We start from the raw sequence: 16637 nt of genomic DNA, 5'->3' as shown, positions 1-16637 counted from the left end.
GGGGGGACCCGGTGGCACGAGGGGAGTCGGTGGGGACGCCCGGCCGCACCATCTCGACGATCCAGGGGATCGCGGCGACGACGGCGAGGACCGCCCACCACCCGATGGAGACCCGCCACCCGGCGGCCTCCTCGACCGGCACCGCCACCAGCGCCGGGACGACGGTGCCCAGCTGCAGACCGGTGATGTAGGCCATGCTGACCGCGGCCACGTGCCGGGGGAAGTACTTCTTGACCAGGGGTGGGGCGACGACGTTGCCGATCCCCATCCCCGCCAGCGCGATGAGTGATCCCGCGCCCATCACCCAGGGGTCGTGGGCGGCGGCCCGGATGAGCTGCCCGACGGCCGCCGCGACCATCGCCAGGACCGTGAGCATCTCCAGACCCACCCGGCGTAGGACGATCGGGGTGAGCACACCCCAGACGGCGAACATCGCGGTCGGGACCATCCCGAGCAGCCCCATCCCGGCGGCGCCGAGGCCGATCTCGGCGTCGATCACCCCGAGCAGCGGGCTGAGGGAGGTGACGGCGGTTCGGAGGTTCAGCGAGACGAGGACGACGCCGACGAGGGCCACGAGCGGAAACGCGAGGGCACCCTGGCGGGACGATGCCCGCGGGGAACGGGGGGTCATGCCGACGTGTCCCCCACGAACTCGCCGACCTCGCGGGCCATGGACTGCAACCCGTCCATGGCATGTGGGCGCGAACCGGGGTGCAGCGCGTGCACCGCCAGCCGGAACACGGCAGCGCGCAACACCATCTGGGGCCACTGCTCGAGATGGCGCCATCTGCCGAGGACCCCGGTGTCGGCCGTCCCCCACGACAGGTGGTCGACGGCGACGACCGCGGCCGACCACGAGGCTGGCCGGGCATAGGGCACAACGTCGGTCAGTGCGGGTTCGGCGGACGAGTCGAAGAGCAGACCCCGGGCGAGATCCCCGTGGACCACGCCGGTCACGGGCATCTCGACCGGCCTGCGGTGCCGGATGAGGCCCGTCGCACCGAGCAGAGCGGCCGCACGGTGGGTCGCGAACGGCGTGCCACGGTCCTCCATCCCGGGCGCCAGGTCGTGTTCGGGATCACCGTCCCAGGCGGCCGCCTCGGCGAACGCGAACAGGTCGGTCTCGGACCACGGTCGCCTCGCCGGGCGGGTGGCGGGCCGTGGGGGCTCCACGTCGGCGAGCGCCGCGTTGATGCGGGCCGACCACGCGATGGTCTCGTCGGCGCGCGCCTCGGGGCGACCGGACACCACCCGGTCGGCGCGCCAGCCGGACACGACGTGGCGTCCATCGGTCGAGCGGACGGGGAGGGCCACCCGGAGCCCCGTCACGTCCATCTCCTCCCGGACCCGGGCGGACCAGTTCGCCAGCGCCGTGTCCGCGACGGGGCGGAGCACGACGGCGGCACCGGAGGTGGACACCAGCCAGCCGGTCCCGGAGCCGGCGACCACGGGGACGGCCGGGCCGTCCGTCACGCCGAACGCGCCACGGACGTGCTCGGGGACCCTCGCATCGTTCACGCCGCCCACGCTACCCACCTCCTCGGTCAATACCCGGGCAGGGACGGGTCGACGTCGCGTGTCCACGCGTCGATTCCGCCCGCCAACGACCGGACGCCGGTGAATCCGGCCCCGGACAGGGTCGTGGCGGCGCGCGCGGAGCGCACACCGGACTTGCAGTAGAGGACCAGGCGCCCCCTGGCGGCGGCGCGACCGAGGACACCGGTGGGGTCCGCAGCGTCCTCGGCGACCGAGTCCAGGGGCACCCACACCGACGGCTCGATCCGGGCGATGGACCGCTCACCCGCCCCGCGGACGTCCACGAGGACCGGGGCGGCAGCGCCGGGGGACCCCGCCTGCGTCAACTCCTCCGCGAGCTCGGCGGCGGTGACGACCGGCACGGCCGCCGGCCCGGCCGCCGGCATCTCGCAGGAGACGTCGTCGGCCCCGTCGGGCAGTCGGGTGACCGGCTCCCTCGACGGGTCCGGTCGGATCGTCACCGCCCGGTGGGTCGACTCGAGCAGATCCATCAGGACCAGGCGTCCGAGCAGGGGCCGGCCCGCTCCCGTGACGAGCTTGACCGCCTCCATTGCCATCATCGACCCGACCGTGCCACACAACGCACCCACGACCCCGGCCTCGGCACAGCTGGGCACCGACCCGGGAGGCGGTGGGGACGGGTAGAGGTCCCGCAGGGTCACCGGGTCGGCGGGCGCCGGTGGGCGCGACCAGAACACGGCGAGTTGCGCCCGGAAGCGGTCGATGGTCCCCCAGATGAGCGGGATCCCCGCGATCTCGCAGGCGTCGGAGACCAGGTACCTGGTCGCGAAGTTGTCGCTGCCGTCGATCACCAGATCATGGCCCTCGAGAAGCGACTCGATGTTCAGGGCGTCGAGTCGGGCGTGGATCGCGTCGACCCGGACCCCGGGCGCCAACTCGGCCAGGCGGTCCCTCGCCGAGTCCACCTTGGGTCGGCCCACGGCCCCGACGGAGTGGATCACCTGCCGGTGCAGGTTGCCGAGGTCCACCTCGTCGTCGTCGACGACCGTGATCCGCCCGACACCCGCCGCGGCGAGGTACATGAGCACCGGGGCACCCAGGCCGCCGGCACCCACGACGAACACCGACGCGGCGCGCAGGCGACGCTGCCCCTCGTCGCCGATCGCGCCGAGCAACAGGTGCCGCGAGTACCGTTCCCGCTCGTCCCTCGTCAGCTCCGGTACCGGGTCCACCAGCGGGGGAAGGCCGCGGTCCCCCGGTCCGCCCGCGGCGGTCATCCCGCCACCGGGGGTCCGTCGGGGAACGGCCACGCGTTGTATCGACACGTGTCGTCGTTGTCCGGGACCACGCCCACGGGATCCAACTGGTGGATGTCGCCGTTGTTCACGCCGAACGTCTGCTGCATCATGATCGGCGCCAGGGCGCCGTCCGCGGGGCACGGCTCGTGGGCCGGGTAGCCGATCGCGTGGCCGACCTCGTGGTTGACCAGGTATTGCCGGTAGGACCCGATGTCGCCCTGGAACGACCTCGCTCCCCGCACCCAGCGCGCGAGGTTGAGGTAGACGCGACCCGTGGCCGAGTTGTAGCAACTCGCCTCGAGTTCGATGTCGTACCCGCAGTTCTCGCGGACCGTCATGGGGCTCGCCAGCGAGACCCGGAACGCGGGCTCGTCACCGGCGATCCGCCGGAACGCGACTGCGCCGTCGGCCGTCCAGCTCTTGGGGTTGGCCAGGGTCGCGTCGACCATCCTGGCGACCGAGTCGTCCCCGCCGAAGTCGACGGTGTCGATCCCGTCCTCGACCTCGACCGTGTAGCTGAACTGCTCGGCCGTCGGGCGTCCCACCGGATCGGTGCCGCCGGGCACGATCCTGAACTCCCCGCTCGCGGCCCCGATGAAGGAGCCGCCCTCCGGCAACTCACCACTGGGCGGGACCTCACCCGCCGCGGGTACCCCGACCACGGCCGGGGTCTCTTCCGCCCGGACCACCCGGTCCTCGTCGGACGCGCCCGGCGAGACGATGGCGTCCCCGATCACCAGGGCGGTGAGCACCACGAGCACCGGGATCGCGTACGCGCGCCAGCCCCAGGTAGCCAAGAACCTGCCGACCGGGGTCTGCCGACGCAGGTGGTCCCGGGATCCGGGCACCGACCGGCGGCGCCCCGGGGTCGACTCCTGCGGGTCCCACGGCGCGCGCAGCGGCTCGCCGTGCGGAGGGTAGTACGGGGGTCGCTGACGACCCTCGGCGTCCGCACCGCCCGGCGTCCGGCGACGGCCGTCGCTCATCCGTACACCTCCACGTCCACTCCTGAAGTCAAGGCCTACACGATCCCACATGAGGGGTGAGGCGCCTCCTCCCGCACTCCGCGGCTGCGGGTATTGTCCGTCTGGCCCGGACGCCTGTCGACTCCCGCCCGGGCGGAGAAGGAGCCAGCAGATGACGAGCCCGGACGGACCCTTCCCGGCCGCACCGGGCCGCACCCGAGCGGCCCGGCTCCCCCGCGGGGCCCGGCGCAGCCAGCTGATCGACGCCGCCGGGACCGTGTTCGTCGACCAGGGCTTCCACGCCTCCGGGATGGATGACATCGCCGTCCTGGCCGGCGTCTCCAAGCCGGTGCTCTACCAGCACTTCGATTCCAAACGTGACCTGTACATCGAGGTGCTGCGCCACCATGTCGACGAACTGCTCGGACGCATCCGTGCCGCGCTGGACTCGACCTCCGACAACCGGCGCAGGGTCGAGGCGGCCGTCGACACGTTCTTCGCGTACGCCGACGCCGACACCCGCGGGTTCCGGTTGGTCTTCTACTCCGAGTCCGGTGACGAGGACGTCCGGCGGGAACTCGACAGGGCCACCGACGGGTGCATCGACGCGGTCCACGACCTCGTCCGCGGGGACTCCGGGCTCGACGCCCACCGCTCGCGACTGCTGGCCGTCGGACTGGTCGGGGCCAGCCGGGTCAGCGCCGGGCACTGGCTCGACGCCGGCCGACCGATCCCCCGCGCGGACGCCGTCTCGACGACGGTCACGCTGTGCTGGGGCGGCCTGTCCAAGATCCCGCGTCACGGAGGGGACCGGACCGACCCGGACAACCAGGCCTGACCCCCGGGGGTCGGGGCCGCGAGGGCGGCCCCCGGCCCGGGGTTCACTCCCTCAGGAGAGGAACCCGACCGCGCGGCGCGCGGTCTCGCCGATCTCGACGTACGCCACCCGATCGGTGGACACGAGGTAACGGCGCCCCTTCTCGTCCTCGAGCTCGAGTACCGCCTTGGCCTCCGCGGTCAGGGCCGCCTCGACGCGCTTGTACACGTCCTCCGGCGTCATCCCGGTCTTGAACACGAGCTCACGGTTGCTGTCGGCGATGCCGATCTTGACCTCCACGGTGCCTGCCCTTCTCGTCGTAGGCGCATGTCACGCCGTCATCGGCGGTGCGTGCGGTCCAGGCTAGCCCGACGCGCTCGAAAGGCGGCGGCACGGGATAGGATGTGTGCACGTGGATCACTCCCCGGGTCCGGATCGCTCCGGCGCCGGGCGTGACAGGTCCCGTGGAAATGTGCGCGCGCCCCGCTCGCGAGGCCGGACCTTGTGCGGCCCGAACCATCCGCGCGCGAGACGAGAAAGGCACCGCCCTGTCCACCACAGATGTCACCACCGAAGAAGTCGACGGCATGGCCACGACGACCGCCGTCGTCGACGCCCCGTCCTCCGACTCCTCCCCCAGCTTCGCCGAGCTCGGCGTCCGCCCGGAGATCGTCACCGCGCTCGCCGAGCGCGGGATCACCCACACGTTCGCCATCCAGGAACTCACCCTCCCGCTGGCACTGGCCGGATCCGACCTCATCGGTCAGGCCCGGACCGGCATGGGCAAAACCTACGGGTTCGGCGTCCCGCTCCTCCACCGCATCGCCACCGGCGAGGCGACGAGGACGCTCGACGGCACCCCGCGGGCGCTCATCATCGTCCCCACCCGCGAGCTGTGCGTCCAGGTCACCCAGGACCTCAAGATCGCCGCGACCGGCCTCACCGCGCCGGCGGCCTCCGGGTCCGGCACCCGCCCGCTCAAGGTCCTCGCGATCTACGGCGGAACGCCGTACGAGCAGCAGACCGAGGCCCTGGAGAAGGGCGTCGACGTGGTCGTCGGCACCCCCGGCCGCCTGCTCGACCTCGCGAACCAGTCGAAGCTCGTGCTGGGCAAGGTCGAGGCCCTCGTCCTCGACGAGGCCGACGAGATGCTCGACCTGGGCTTCCTGCCCGACATCGAGAAGCTGCTGCGCATGGTCCCGGAGAAGCGCCAGACCATGCTGTTCTCGGCCACCATGCCCGGCCCGATCATCACCCTGGCCCGCACCTTCCTCACCAAACCCACCCACATCCGCGCCGAGGCCGCCGACTCCGGCGCCACGCACGAGAACACCACCCAGTACGTCTACCGGGCCCATTCGCTCGACAAGCCCGAGGTGGTCTCCCGGATCCTCCAGGCCGAGGGCCGTGGCGCCACCATGATCTTCTGCCGCACCAAGCGCACCGCCCAGAAGTTGGCCGACGATCTCGCGGAGCGTGGCTTCCGGGTGGGCGCCATCCACGGCGACCTCGGCCAGGGAGCGCGTGAGAAGTCCCTCAAGGCGTTCCGCTCCGGTGACGTCGACGTCCTCGTCGCCACCGATGTCGCGGCCCGCGGGATCGACGTCGACGATGTCACCCACGTCATCAACTACCAGTGCCCGGAGGACGAGAAGACCTACGTGCACCGGATCGGCCGCACGGGCCGCGCCGGACGCACGGGTGTGGCCGTCACCCTCGTGGACTGGGACGACCTGCCCCGGTGGGGCCTGATCGACAAGGCCCTCGGGCTCGGGTCCGGTGAGCCCGCCGAGACCTACTCGACGTCCCCGCACCTGCGGTCCGACCTCGGGATCCCGGAGAGCGCCGGCGGACGCGTCGGCGCTCCCACCGGGACCGGCTCCGGCCGTCGCCCGGCCGACCGTGACTCCCGCGGGCCCGCCCGGGAGTCCGGGACCGGATCGGCGCCCCGTCGGCGGCGTACCCGGACCGGGGCCTCCGGCGCGGACGGGGCCTCGACGCCCGCCGCGTCCGGTGACCCCGCTCCCGGGACCGACAGCGGAGACGATTCGGCGACCCCCGGGGACGCACCCCCGCGGCGCCGCCGTCGCCGTCGGCGCCCCTCGTCGTCGTCGCCCGACCAGGCCGGTCAGGACTGACCGGGCCACCACCTCCCCACACACGGCACGTGCGCGCAGACAGTCACGCCACCGGCGGCCCGGGCCGACGGTTCCCCGGTGTGCCCTCCGAACGGGGGACACGGCGCGATCTGGTGACCGCAGCCGTCATCGTCGTCGTCATGGCGGTGGTGGCCGCCGCCGTCCTGCTGTCGGGAAGCGCGAACCGGTCGCACTTCCGCGCCGCCGACGACGAGCAGCCCGTCTACGGGCCCGCAGTCGAACGCCCCACCTCACTCCAGCCCCTGTGGTCCCACGCGTCGGGGGGCGCAGGCGCCCCACTGACCACCAAGGGCAACCTCGTCACCCTCGACGACGACGGGACCCTCGTGGGCCGCGACGCGGGCTCGGGCGAGCAGCGGTGGACGTATTCACACGCCGGACGTACCTGCGCGGCCACGTTCTACGCCGACATCCTCGCCGCGGCGTTCGACGGGGCCGCCGGGTGCAGTGACGTCACCGCCCTCGATCCGACGACGCAGCAGTACACGAGCACCCGACAGAGCGCCTTCCCCGACGCGATGGAACTGACCTCGACCTGGCGGCACGCGCTCGCCTTCAGCCCCGAGCGGCTCGAGATCTGGCGCGACGACCTGGTCCGCACCGTCGAGTACGGCGCCGTCGAGGCGCCCCAGGAAGCCGACATGCAACCACGCGCCGACTGCACCCTCGGAACGGCCGATCTCACCGACGACCGGTTCGCGGTCGCCGAACGCTGCCCCGGCGACGACTCCACACGGCTCACGCTCGCCGAGACCGTCCCCGAGGACAGTCGCAAGCCCGAGGAGATCGCCTCGGAGACCACCGGCGCCCGTGGCCTGTGGATCATCGACGTCACCGACGAGGGAGTCCTGGCACTGACCGACCGCGACGGTGCCTGGGCCGTCGAATGGTTCACCTCCCCGCGCCGGTACTCCCCCGTCCTGCGGCTGGACTCCGAGCCCGCCACGAAGCCGGGCGTCACCACCCTCTCCGGCGACGACACCCAGGCACGGTGGTTCGACGGCGGCTCCACCCACGCCTTCCGGACCGATACCGGCCAGCACACCTGGACGGCCGGCGGGACGACCGGCCCGGGACTGACCGGCGGGTGGTCACCCGACCCCGACGTCACCACCGCGCGGGATTGGGTGCTGCTGCCCGTCGCCGGCGGATTCGGACTCCTGGACCACGACTCGGGCGTCGAGACGCTCCGCCTGGGTGCCACCTCCGCAGAGGGCGAGGGCGTCACCGGGCTGGCGCAGATCGGCGACATCCTCTACGAACGCCGCGGCGGCTCGATCCACGCCTACAAGCTGCTGGCCTGACCGGGCCGCCGACGGCCGGTCAGGCGGCGTACCGGTCGGTCAGGCGGCGTACCACTCGACGGCGTCGCGCCGGAACAACGCCACCAGGGCGGAGGCACACACCACCGCCAGAGCGATCCCGGCCAGGTACTGGTGCGACCCCACCCCCACGTACCACGCGACGAAGAGCAGCAGCAGCTCGGCGATCACCACCAGACCGCGGCCCCACCTCCGACCGCGCAACAACCCCAGTCCGGCGGCCAGCAACCCGCCGCCGAGGATCGCGAACCACACCGCGGTCCCGTACCCGCTGATGACCACGGTCTCCTCGCGGTGGCCGCCGATCGCACGGACCAACAGGACCACCGCGATGCCCACGCCGATGAGTCCCTGAGCAGAGGCGATCCAGCCGGCGAGGCGGACCGGGCCGGGGATCGCGATCCGGGGGTCGGCCGGAACACGGGGCTCGTCCTGTCGTCTCACGTTCACCTCTCAAGACTATGTGCCACCGGATCCACCGGGCCCCACACCCCTGGTGGAGCGCATTCCACCTAGGCGATAACAGCCTCTGGTGTGGGGTTTCGCTCCGATTTGACAAAGCGCGTGACGTTTACCACATCACGCTTCAAGAGGGTTGACTTGTCAGGGAATCGTGGGACGATCAGTTGTAACAGCGCAGACACACCGTGTTTGCCTTGCCTTAACCGGGAGCCACTCCAGCAGGAGCGAGCCCGCGGAGCGGGTACAACCCCCACCACCCCGTCGGGTGTCACCGAACACGCACGTTCTCACGTCGATCGTACAGGTCAACGCCTGAACGGCGCGTGTTCGTGCTGCCCGGCGCACCCGACCTCGGTCTCACGACGAAGGAGTTCCCATGGACTGGCGCCACAAGGCCATCTGCCGCGACGAGGATCCCGAGCTGTTCTTCCCCGTCGGCAATTCCGGCCCCGCCCTCGCGCAGATCGCCGAGGCGAAGATCGTCTGCAACCGCTGCCCCGTCACCGCCGAGTGCCTGACCTGGGCCCTCGAGTCCGGCCAGGACGCCGGCGTGTGGGGCGGCATGAGCGAGGACGAGCGTCGCGCCCTCAAGCGTCGCCGCGCCCGCACCCGGACCACGGTCTGACCCCGACCGTCTGACGCGTCCGTCGCCCGACCCCAGGACGGCCAGCGTACGAGAGGCCGGTTCCCAACCCGATCAGGGTGGGAACCGGCCTCCCGCCGTTGTGGCGGCCGATCGGTCAGTCGATGACGGCGATGAGATCGCCCGCCTGGATGACGTCGCCGGGCTTCACCGCGACCTCCGTCACGGTTCCCGAGCCCTCACACAGCACCGGGATCTCCATCTTCATCGACTCCAGGAGAACGATCGTGTCGCCCTCGGCGACCTCGGTGCCGACCGCCGCGACGACCTCCAAGACGTTCGCGACCATCTCGGCACGGACCTGTTCAGTCATATGGATTATTCCTCTGCTTCCTCGACAACGGCCCCCGGACACCTCCAATGCAACCACACGGGCCCGCGCATGGAAGACTTGTACACCGACGAAAGGAGGCGACCATGAGCAAGCGTGGCCGCAAGAGGCGGGATCGCCGTAAGAAGAACGCCAACCACGGTAAGCGTCCGAACAGCTGAGTACGGACGCCGTGGACGACGAGGGGGCGGGCACCTGACCGGTGCCCGCCCCCTCGTCGTCCGTCACCGCGTCCGCGGATCAGCCGAAGTCGCGTCTCTCGACGGTCGTGTGTCTGTGAACCACGGTGGTGCCGTCCGCATCCGTCGTGGTCACCGTCGTGCGTCGGATCTCCACCATCAGACGTTCCCGCAGCCCGGTCGGAGCCTTCTCGCAGCACGAACTGGAGAGCTTCGCCTTGAGGCGGCGCTCCGAGAGGAACAACTCCCGGCAGTCCGGACACCCCGCGAGATGATGTTCGAGTCGAGAGCGGCAGGCGTCGTCGCACTCGAGGTCCACCAGCAGGGACAGGTCGCGCTTCGCCGACCGACAGTCGATCTCGTCGAGTCGTGGGTCGTGCTCCCTCATCACTTCGCCCCCTCCTCTCGGTCGCGGCCGAAACCCCGCTCGGTGGCCACGTCGCGCAGCAGCTCGCGCAGCTGCTTGCGACCGCGGTGTAGACGCGACATCACGGTCCCCAGCGGGGTGTCCATGATCTCCGCGATCTCCTTGTACGGCAGGTCCTGGACGTCGGCGTAGTACACCGCCATCCGGAACTCCTCCGGCAGCTCGGCGAGGGCCGCCCGGATCTCGTCGTCCGGCAGCAGTTCCATCGCCTCGACCTCCGCCGAGCGGAGGCCCGTCGAGGTGTGCTCGGCCGCGGCGGCCAACTGCCAGTCCGTGATCTCATCGGTCGGGTACTGCGCGGGCTGGCGCTGACGCTTGCGGTAGTGGTTGATGTACGCGTTGGTGAGGATGCGATGCATCCACGCGCGGAAGTTGGTCCCCGGCTTGAACGAGTGGAATCCCGCGAAGGCCTTGGCGTAGGCCTCCTGCACCAGGTCCTCCGCATCGGCGGGATTCCGGGTCATCCGCAAGGCCGCGCCGTAGAGCTGGTCGAGGAGAGGCATCGCCAGCTCCTCGAACTTCTCTGCGCGCTGGTCGGCCTCGTCGGGCTGCAACTCGGTCGGCAACCGGAACTCCTCACCTGTCGGTGTCCCGGAGTCTAACCGCACGCCCGGGGCGTCGAGGACCGCGGTCCGCATCGCACCCTCCCTTCCGACCCGGGACCTACCCCGGGTACCTGCTGGGAATCAACGCGGTGGGCCGTCGCGGTATTCCGGACCCCGTCACCCGCTAGGCTCCCGTCCCGTGGGCAGCAGGAAGGGACGAGGCGGCGCCGCGGCGACCCCGGCGATCGTCGCGCTGCGCGACGCCGACATCGACCACACCGTGCACACCTACGAGGTGACCGGTGACGCGGCCTACGGCGACGAGGCGGCCCGCGTGATGGGCGACCGACTGGGGGTGGCCGCGAACAGGGTGTTCAAGACACTGGTCCTGGCCACCGGCAGACCTCCCGAGGGGTCACGGGTCCCGCTCGCGGTGGCGGTCCTGCCCGTGACCTCCTCGCTGGACCTCAAGGCCGCGGCCGCCGCCCTGGGGTGCGGCAAAGCCACCCTGGCGCCGATCGACGTGGCGGAGAAGAGCACCGGGTACGTCGTCGGGGGCGTGTCGCCCGTCGGCCAGCGACGCCCCCTGGCGACTGTGGTGGACGCCTCGGCCCTGGCCCATCCCACGATCCTGTGCAGCGCCGGCAGACGCGGGTGGGAGATCGAGCTCGCCCCCGTGGATCTGGTGGCGATCACCCGGGCGGTGACCGCCCCGATCACGGCCGGCTGACCGCCCGGTCACGGCCGCCCAGACACGGCCGCCTGGACAGGACTGTCCGGATGCGACCGCCTAGAAGAGCATCCCCTCGGCGGGGTCGACCGGCCGCACCAGCTCCGGACCGTCGTTGCGGACATTGGACACCGCCCGCGACACCGGCCTGATCTCCACCGACTCGGCCCACTCGCCCAGGTCACCGCCCGCGCCGTCCACCAGGGCGCGCGGGTCACGCATGACAGCGGGATCGAGCCAGTCCCCGAGTACCTCGGGGCGGACCACCAACGGCATCCGGTCGTGCACCCGGCGCAGTGACCCGAGCGCCTCCGTGGTGAGGATCGTGCACGACAGTTGGGTGACCGTCTCGTCCACCGGGTCACGTCGGGCCTCCCACAATCCGGCCATGAGCAGGCCGCGGTCCCCTGGCAGGCTCATGAAGTACGGCTGCTTGGGACCGGCCTTCCCGCCGGGGGTGGCGGGCTCGCCCGGCACCCACTCGTACCAGCCGTCCATCGGGATCACGCAGTGCCGGCGGGCGACCGCGGACCGGAACGACGGCTTGGAGTACGCGGTCTCCACCCGGGCGTTGAACAGGTTCGGCAGCCGCTGTGAGTCCCCCGCCCACGAGGGAACGAGCCCCCACCGCATCGCCCGGAGCACCCGCCGGGGCGTCGCCGTGCCCGCCGCTGCGCCCGGGCCCGGGGTCGCGCCCTGACCCGCCGTCGCCGCCGTTCCGGCCGGCTCGACGAGCCTCTCGGACCGCGGAACGTCCAGTGCCAGAACCGGGATCGTGGTGGTGGGCGCGATGTTGAACCGCGGGGCCCGGGGCGCGCTGGCGGGGAACAGGCCGGGAGGCGGGGACGTCGCCTCGTCGACCGCGTCCAGCTCCACCGCGAGCAGCGCCGGGTCCGAGGAGAGGGAGAACCGTCCACACATGCCGACATCCTCGCACCCGGGTCCGGCGGATGCCGCCGCGATGGGCGACAATGACCAGGTGAGTCATTGGAACGCGCCCGTCGCCGCCGGCCCCGTCGACGCGGACGTCACCATCCCCGGGTCCAAGTCACTGACCAACCGTGCTCTGGTGCTCGCGGCGCTGGCCGACGGCCCCTCCCGCCTGGTCGGCACGCTGCGCAGTCGGGACACCGATCTCATGATCGGCGCGCTGCAGGCGCTGGGGACACGCATCGAGGGACCGTCCGGACCACTCGGCCCGGGTGACACCGACCTCGTCATCACCCCCGGTGAGCTGCGGGGCGCCGACGTCGAGTGTGGACTGGCCGGCACGGTGATGCGCTTCGTCCCGTCGGTCGCCGCCCTGGCGACCGGCCGGTCCACCTTCGACGGCGACCCCGCGGCCCGTGTCCGCCCGCAGGCCACCGTGCTCGACGCCCTGCGCGCACTGGGCGCCGCCATCACCGGGGGCAGCCTGCCGTTCACCGTCGACGGCACCGGCTCTCTGCGGGGCGGCCGCGTCGAGATGGACGCCTCCGCCTCCTCGCAGTTCGTCTCCGGCCTGCTGCTCTCCGCCGCGCGGTTCGACGAGGGCGCGGAGTTGGTCCACGTCGGCGCCTCGCCGGTCCCCTCCGGGCCGCACATCGAGATGACCCTGGAGATGCTCCGCGAGTCCGGCGTCGCCGTCGACCAGCCGACCCCGTCCTCATGGCGGGTCGCGCCGAGTGCGATCGCGGCCGTCGACAGGGTCGTCGAACCGGACCTGTCCAACGCCACCCCGTTCCTCGCCGCCGCCGCGGTCACCGGCGGGACCGTCCGCGTCCCGCACTGGCCCGCCGCCACCACCCAGCCCGGGGACGCCATCCGTGGCATCCTGCGGGACATGGGCGCGTCGGTCACGCTCGAAGACGCCGACGGTGCGGGCCACGGCACCCTCGTCGTCGTCGGACCCGAGCGCCTGTCCCCCGTCGACCTGGACCTGTCCGCCATCGGCGAGCTCACCCCCACCGTCGCCGCGCTGTGCGCGCTCGCCGACGGCCCCTCCCGGCTCACCGGCATCGCGCACCTGCGCGGACACGAGACCGACCGCCTCGCCGCGCTCGCCGCGGAACTCGGCGCCGTGGGCTGCAGCGTCACCGAGCTCGACGACGGCCTCGAGATCACCCCGGCCCCGCTGCACGGCGCGCCCTGGTGCGCCTACGCCGACCACCGCATGGCCACCGCCGGCGCCATCATCGGCCTCGTGGCCCCGGGCGTCGGGGTCGACGACGTCGAGTCCACCTCCAAGACCATGCCCGGCTTCACCGCGATGTGGGCCGACATGCTCGCCGGACAGGGCTGACGGGCGGCCATGCCGAGCGGACGGGGTGCGGGCAGCGCACGGGGGTGGGACGAGTCCGACGTCCGGGTCCGGCCCGGGAAGGGCTCACGCCCCAGGACCAAACGTCGGCCCAGCCATGACGACGCCGCCGCCGCGATGATCGTCGCCGTCGACCGCGGGCGCTGGGGCTGCGTCCTGCTCGACGACGGCCCCGACCACACCGCCGGGACCCGCGTCGTCGCCATGCGGGCCCGCGAGCTCGGCCGGACCCCCGTGGTGGTGGGTGACCGCGTGGGCGTCGTCGGCGACCTCACCGGCGCGCGCGACACCCTCGCCCGGATCGTCCGCGTCGAGGAACGCTCGACGGTGCTGCGCCGGACCGCCGACGACTCCGACCCCTACGAGCGGGTCGTGGTGGCCAACGCCGAGCTCCTGCTCATCGTCGTGGCCGTCGCCGACCCCCCGCCGCGCGCCGGGTTCGTCGCCCGCGCCCTCGTCGCCGCCTACACCGGGGGGCTGGACCCGGTCCTGTGCCTGACCAAGGGCGACCTGGACGACCCGTCGGTGTTCGCCGCCGAATTCGCCGAACTCGACGTGCCGGTCCTGCGGGTGGGGGTCGACGACGAGCTGGACGATCTCCACGACCTGATCGACGGCCGGATCTCTGCGATGATCGGACACTCGGGCGTCGGCAAATCGACGTTGGTCAACCGCCTGGTCCCCGATGCATACAGGGCGACGGGCGTGGTCTCCGGCGTCGGCAAGGGCCGACACACCTCCACGCAGTCCGTCGCACTCGAACTGGCGACGGGCGGCTGGGTGGTGGACACCCCCGGCATCCGAAGTTTCGGGCTGGCGCACGTCTCCCCCGACGACGTGGTGGCCGCGTTCTCCGACCTCGACGAGATCGCCCGCGAGTGCCCGCGCGGATGCACCCACCAGGGCCCGCCCGCGGACCCCGAGTGTGCCTTCGACGCCGTCACCGACCCGGCCGTGCACCGCCGGGCGCTGGCGGTGCGTGAACTACTGGGGGCGCTGCAGTCCAACGACCCGTGGGCGCTGGGGTTCGACCAGGACTGATCCGGTGGACTGCGGCGGGGCGTGGCCCCGCCGACGGTCGTGATCCGGCCGGCGCCCGGGCCTCACGGGGGCGCCGGCCGGCCGATCAGATCTTGATCTCGACGTCCCCCAGCGCCACCGAGACGCAGGTCTGGATCCGCTCCCCCGGACCGTGGTCGGTGCCGTTGCGCAGGTCGCGGACGTGGCCCTCCTCCAGGCCCACGACGCACGTCTGGCAGATACCCATCCGGCAACCGAACGGCATCTGCACGCCCACGCTCTCCCCGCCCTCGAGGATCGTGGTGGCCCCGTCGAGCTCCACCGTCTTGTCGGTCGAGCCGTACTTGACCGTCCCGCCCGACGCGCCCGCGTTGCGGTCCACGGTGAAACGCTCCATGTGGAGATCGTCCCGTCCCGTGGCCTCGAAGTGCTCGGTCAGCTCGTCGAGCATCGCCGAGGGCCCGCACGCCCAGGTGGGACGCTCCGACCAGTCCGGCACGAGCGCCGACATCTGCTCGGAGTCGATGCGGCCGTCCTCGCTGGTCACCCGCAGGTGCAGCGTGTAACCCGGCTGGGTGCGCTCCAGCGCGAGGAGCTCGTCGTGGAACAGTGCGTCATCACGGTCGCGGATCGAGTGGACGTGCTCCACGTCGGGGAACCCCTCGTCGGCCGAGCGGCGGTCCAGCGACCGCAGCATGCCCATCACCGGGGTGATGCCCGAGCCGGCGGTGACGAACATCAGCTTCTCGGGCGTGGGCGAGGGCAGGTGGAAATCACCGGCCGGCGCCTGCAGCCGGACGATCATCCCCGGCTCGACCGTTCCGACGATATGGTTGCTCAGCAGCCCCTCCGGCAGGGCCTTGACCGTCACCGAGTACTCGCCACGCCCCGTCGTGGGCGCCGACGTCAACGAGTACGAGCGCCAGGTCCACCGGCCGTTGAGCAGGACGCCGATCCCCAGGTACTGACCGGGGCGGTACTCGGGCGTGGCGCCCCAGCCCGGCTTGATCACGAGGGTCACCGCGTCGTCGGCCTCACGGCGCACGGAGACGATCTCGCCGCGCAGCTCGCGGGACGACCACAGCGGGTAGATGAGCGAGGAGTAGTCGTCCATCCGCAGCGGGTGGGTGAGGCGGTTGAGGAACGTACGCGCCCCCCGCGGCTCCGGAACCCGCGCGGCCGCCGCACGCAGGACGCGATTGAGCCCACTTCTCGACTCGGACACTGGTGCCTCCTTGATACCGGATACCCGCGGCCCGGGGGTCGGACCGACGCTTCCGGACTATGAACCTACGGTAGCGTAGGTTCCCGCCCGAAAGGATCTCCCCGGCCGATTCTCCCCGCCGTCGACCCGGGTCCGCAGGCGATCGGGGCAGTCCCGGCATCCGGGCGGTGTCCGGCCCGGGTGCGCCCGCACCCCTAGAGCAGCGTGAGCAGGAACGGCAGTTCCACCGCGTCGTACCACGCCAGGTCCACGTCGAGGGCGTCACCGACGGTGAGCTCGGCGTCCTCGTCCCCTAGATCCGCACGGTCCACCACCTCGACCGCGTCCTTCACCAGGTCCACGGCCCCGGCCAGATCAACGTGGACGGCGGCGATCTCCGCGGTCCCCACCGTGGCACCGTCCAGCCGCACCACGGCGGTGTCCAGGTCCGGCCGCGGCTGCACCCGCCCGTCGGGGACGTCCGCGCTCACCACGACCCGCCGGTACGGGTGGGCCTCGTGCGCGGCGCCGGAGTCGAGTTCACCGCCGAGCAGCCGGAGCGACGCCCGCGCGGCCTCGAGGAACGCCACGTGTTCGATCTCCTCCATGTCGCCCTCGGCGTAGGACTCGATGAGCGCGGGGGTCGCCGCGAACGCGGTGCCGCTCCGCACGGGCATCTCCCCTGCCTCGAGCAGGGTCTCGAGCATCGCCATGGTGGCGGGGACGAACAAACGCATGA

General features: G+C 72.1%; 20 protein-coding genes. 8 read left to right on the top strand and 12 right to left on the bottom strand.

Features of this window, described 5'->3' with window-relative positions; all coding sequences use genetic code 11:
• The 4 genes from J1M64_RS14770 to J1M64_RS14755 form a co-directional block, all read right to left on the bottom strand.
• Window positions 1-631: CynX/NimT family MFS transporter (locus J1M64_RS14770; protein ID WP_374220858.1), on the bottom strand; the 631-nt coding region annotated here is incomplete at its 3' end.
• A complete protein-coding gene (locus J1M64_RS14765; RefSeq protein ID WP_271799678.1) occupies window positions 628-1518 on the bottom strand; it encodes a TIGR02569 family protein in 891 nt (296 codons plus the stop codon). The genes J1M64_RS14770 and J1M64_RS14765, both read right to left, overlap by 4 nt.
• Before the next feature lie 26 nt (window positions 1519-1544).
• Window positions 1545-2807: a ThiF family adenylyltransferase gene (locus J1M64_RS14760; RefSeq protein ID WP_082923685.1), complete on the bottom strand. Its 1263-nt coding sequence runs from the start codon at window positions 2805-2807 to the stop codon at window positions 1545-1547.
• Window positions 2771-3781: a DUF3152 domain-containing protein gene (locus tag J1M64_RS14755; protein ID WP_206474583.1), complete on the bottom strand. Its 1011-nt coding sequence runs from the start codon at window positions 3779-3781 to the stop codon at window positions 2771-2773. The genes J1M64_RS14760 and J1M64_RS14755 overlap by 37 nt, the downstream gene beginning before the upstream one ends.
• Before the next feature lie 151 nt (window positions 3782-3932).
• Here J1M64_RS14755 and J1M64_RS14750 point away from each other — a divergent pair, with 151 nt between their 5' ends.
• Window positions 3933-4598, top strand: a complete 666-nt coding sequence (locus tag J1M64_RS14750; protein ID WP_119191975.1) for a TetR/AcrR family transcriptional regulator — start codon at window positions 3933-3935, stop codon at window positions 4596-4598.
• Window positions 4599-4649: 51 nt separating this feature from the next.
• On the opposite strand, the gene J1M64_RS14745 is transcribed toward J1M64_RS14750, so the two are convergent.
• Window positions 4650-4877, bottom strand: coding sequence for a DUF3107 domain-containing protein (locus J1M64_RS14745; RefSeq protein ID WP_067712332.1), 228 nt, complete (start codon window positions 4875-4877; stop codon window positions 4650-4652).
• 218 nt (window positions 4878-5095) lie between these two features.
• Between J1M64_RS14745 and J1M64_RS14740 the strand changes: the two genes are divergently transcribed.
• Together J1M64_RS14740 and J1M64_RS14735 are read left to right on the top strand one after the other, a co-directional pair.
• Window positions 5096-6715, top strand: coding sequence for a DEAD/DEAH box helicase (locus J1M64_RS14740; protein WP_374210683.1), 1620 nt, complete (start codon window positions 5096-5098; stop codon window positions 6713-6715).
• Window positions 6716-6744: 29 nt separating this feature from the next.
• Window positions 6745-8040, top strand: a complete 1296-nt coding sequence (locus J1M64_RS14735) for a hypothetical protein (RefSeq protein WP_154830284.1) — start codon at window positions 6745-6747, stop codon at window positions 8038-8040.
• A 39-nt stretch (window positions 8041-8079) separates the two neighbouring features.
• Here J1M64_RS14735 and J1M64_RS14730 read toward each other — a convergent pair whose 3' ends face one another.
• Window positions 8080-8508 (bottom strand): hypothetical protein, encoded by a 429-nt coding sequence (locus J1M64_RS14730; protein WP_096905877.1) that lies wholly within the window; start codon window positions 8506-8508, stop codon window positions 8080-8082.
• A 388-nt stretch (window positions 8509-8896) separates the two neighbouring features.
• Between J1M64_RS14730 and J1M64_RS14725 the strand changes: the two genes are divergently transcribed.
• A complete protein-coding gene (locus tag J1M64_RS14725) occupies window positions 8897-9145 on the top strand; it encodes a WhiB family transcriptional regulator (RefSeq protein ID WP_067712327.1) in 249 nt (82 codons plus the stop codon).
• A gap of 115 nt (window positions 9146-9260) precedes the next feature.
• Here the strand turns inward: J1M64_RS14725 and J1M64_RS14720 are convergent, their stop codons facing one another.
• Window positions 9261-9476, bottom strand: a complete 216-nt coding sequence (locus J1M64_RS14720; RefSeq protein ID WP_067712324.1) for a biotin/lipoyl-binding carrier protein — start codon at window positions 9474-9476, stop codon at window positions 9261-9263.
• A 104-nt stretch (window positions 9477-9580) separates the two neighbouring features.
• On the opposite strand from J1M64_RS14720, the gene J1M64_RS20570 reads away from it, so the two are divergent.
• The gene (locus J1M64_RS20570; protein ID WP_370452405.1) at window positions 9581-9655 is read left to right on the top strand and encodes a 50S ribosomal protein bL37; all 75 of its coding nucleotides are present in this window, start codon (window positions 9581-9583) and stop codon (window positions 9653-9655) included.
• 79 nt (window positions 9656-9734) lie between these two features.
• Here the strand turns inward: J1M64_RS20570 and J1M64_RS14715 are convergent, their stop codons facing one another.
• Together J1M64_RS14715 and J1M64_RS14710 are read right to left on the bottom strand one after the other, a co-directional pair.
• Window positions 9735-10061: a zf-HC2 domain-containing protein gene (locus tag J1M64_RS14715; RefSeq protein ID WP_067712322.1), complete on the bottom strand. Its 327-nt coding sequence runs from the start codon at window positions 10059-10061 to the stop codon at window positions 9735-9737.
• Complete coding sequence (locus J1M64_RS14710; RefSeq protein ID WP_067712319.1) at window positions 10061-10738, bottom strand: sigma-70 family RNA polymerase sigma factor; 678 nt, start codon at window positions 10736-10738, stop codon at window positions 10061-10063. Before J1M64_RS14710 ends, J1M64_RS14715 begins: the two co-directional genes overlap by 1 nt.
• A 106-nt stretch (window positions 10739-10844) precedes the next feature.
• On the opposite strand from J1M64_RS14710, the gene J1M64_RS14705 reads away from it, so the two are divergent.
• Window positions 10845-11375, top strand: a complete 531-nt coding sequence (locus tag J1M64_RS14705; protein WP_096905878.1) for an aminoacyl-tRNA deacylase — start codon at window positions 10845-10847, stop codon at window positions 11373-11375.
• A 60-nt stretch (window positions 11376-11435) separates the two neighbouring features.
• On the opposite strand, the gene J1M64_RS14700 is transcribed toward J1M64_RS14705, so the two are convergent.
• Window positions 11436-12296, bottom strand: coding sequence for an SOS response-associated peptidase (locus J1M64_RS14700; RefSeq protein WP_206474579.1), 861 nt, complete (start codon window positions 12294-12296; stop codon window positions 11436-11438).
• Between the two features lie 40 nt (window positions 12297-12336).
• Between J1M64_RS14700 and aroA the strand changes: the two genes are divergently transcribed.
• A complete protein-coding gene (gene aroA, locus J1M64_RS14695; protein ID WP_206474762.1) occupies window positions 12337-13656 on the top strand; it encodes a 3-phosphoshikimate 1-carboxyvinyltransferase in 1320 nt (439 codons plus the stop codon).
• Between the two features lie 9 nt (window positions 13657-13665).
• Window positions 13666-14715, top strand: a complete 1050-nt coding sequence (gene rsgA / locus J1M64_RS14690) for a ribosome small subunit-dependent GTPase A (protein WP_206474577.1) — start codon at window positions 13666-13668, stop codon at window positions 14713-14715.
• 85 nt (window positions 14716-14800) lie between these two features.
• Here the strand turns inward: rsgA and J1M64_RS14685 are convergent, their stop codons facing one another.
• Together J1M64_RS14685 and J1M64_RS14680 are read right to left on the bottom strand one after the other, a co-directional pair.
• On the bottom strand, window positions 14801-15919 hold the full coding sequence (locus J1M64_RS14685; RefSeq protein ID WP_206474575.1) for a ferredoxin reductase: 1119 nt from the start codon (window positions 15917-15919) through the stop codon (window positions 14801-14803).
• 194 nt (window positions 15920-16113) lie between these two features.
• The gene (locus tag J1M64_RS14680) at window positions 16114-16635 is read right to left on the bottom strand and encodes a hypothetical protein (protein WP_067712302.1); all 522 of its coding nucleotides are present in this window, start codon (window positions 16633-16635) and stop codon (window positions 16114-16116) included.
• Window positions 16636-16637: the final 2 nt, after the last annotated feature.

This window comes from Dietzia sp. KRD202 (assembly GCF_017168155.1).
In the GTDB taxonomy this organism is placed as follows: Bacteria; Actinomycetota; Actinomycetes; order Mycobacteriales; family Mycobacteriaceae; genus Dietzia; species Dietzia kunjamensis.
Note: the sequence above shows the minus strand (reverse complement) of the source record. Positions and strands in the feature narration are given on the sequence as shown.